The sequence below is a fragment of the Curtobacterium sp. MCBA15_016 genome (genome assembly GCF_001865105.1).
GTDB lineage: Bacteria > Actinomycetota > Actinomycetes > Actinomycetales > Microbacteriaceae > Curtobacterium.
Genome location: NZ_MJGR01000049.1, coordinates 1,133 through 2,574, shown reverse-complemented (window position 1 = coordinate 2,574; position 1,442 = coordinate 1,133). Strand labels below are relative to the sequence as shown.

The window sequence follows — 1,442 nt, the reverse complement described above, 5'->3', positions numbered from 1 at the left end:
CCGTCGATGCGGGCGGCCTCCTCGAGTTCCTTCGGCAGGCCGCGCAGGTACGTGACCATCACCCACGTCGAGAACGGCAGGGCGAACGTCAGGTACGTGACGAACAGTCCCCAGCGGGTGCCGATGATCTGCACGCCGGTGGCGCTCGCGATGTTCGAGAACACCACGAACACGGGCAGGAGCAGGAGCGTGCCGGGGATCGACTGCAGCGCGAGCAGGCCGCGGAGGAACGTCAGGCGTCCGAGGAAGCGGAACCGGACCAGCACGTACGCGGTGGAGACGGCGAGCGCCGCACTGGCGACGGCGACGGCACCGGCGGTGAGCATCGAGTTCACGAGCCCCTCGCCGAGTGCGACCGTCGACCAGATGTCCACGTAGTTCGCGAGCGTGAACTCCGAGGGGAAGTACTCGCCCCGGGCCACCGCGACGTCGGAGTTGACCGACCCGAACAGGATGTAGAGCACGGGGACGGCGATGAACGCGATGATCACCGCGATCACGAGGATGAGCAGCCAGCGCGGCAGGAGCCGGGTGACGTCGGTGTCGTACGGGCGCTTGTGCCGACGGCCGCGGTCGCCGGCGGTGATGCTCTCGGTCAGCGTCGCCGTGGGGCGGGTCCGCGTGGAGGTGGTGAAGGCGCTCATGCTCGGGCTCCGTCGATGTCGGCGGCAGCGGCCGGGGTCGCTGCCGCGAGGGTGCGCCGGTCGGCACGACGCTGCTTGCGGTTGGGGCCCGCGTCGTCACCGGTGTCGAGCTTCACGGCCCGCAGGTAGACGAACAGCGGGATCGCGACGATCACGAGGGAGCAGATCGCCATCGCCGCGGACAGGCCGAAGCGGAACGACTGGAAGCTCGCGATGTAGGTGAGGACGGGCATGACCTCGACGCTCGACGGCAGTGGGATGCCGAACAGCACGAACGGGAGGGTGAAGTTGTTGATGTTGTGCAGGATCGCGATGATCACCGCGAGGCTCAGGGGTCCGCGCAGGTACGGGAAGATGATGTAGCGGAGCTTCGCCCACCAGGTCACCCCGTCGAGTGCGGCGGCCTCGTGCACCTCGTTGTCGACCGCCTGCAGTCCGGCGAGGGAGAGCAGGTAGACGAAGGGCCAGCTCGTCCAGATCATCACGCCGGCGAGCGCCCAGTACGACGCGGAGCCGTTCAACCAGAGCACGTCGGTGTGCAGGATCGAGTTCACGACGCCCTGCGGCTGGAGCATCGTCCGGAAGAACGTGCCGACGACGAAGGCGGGGAGCACGTACGGGATGAGGTAGATCGACCGGACGAGTCCGCGACCGGGGAACCGGTTCTGCGTCGAGATCGCCGCGGCGACGCCGATCGGGACGGTGACCGCGGTGACGAGCACCGAGATGGACACCGAGATCCAGATCGAGTGGAGCAGGGGCGAGTCCGTGAACGCCTCGGCGAAGTTCGCGAACCCG

General features: G+C 68.2%; 2 protein-coding genes. Both read right to left on the bottom strand.

Annotation, left to right across the window (positions count from 1 at the left end):
* Positions 1 to 644: carbohydrate ABC transporter permease (locus BIV03_RS16955; protein WP_071296520.1), on the bottom strand; the 644-nt coding region annotated here is incomplete at its 3' end.
* Positions 641 to 1,442, bottom strand: an 802-nt coding sequence (locus BIV03_RS16950) for a carbohydrate ABC transporter permease (protein ID WP_071296519.1), incomplete at its 5' end; no start/stop codon positions are given. The genes BIV03_RS16955 and BIV03_RS16950, both read right to left, overlap by 4 nt.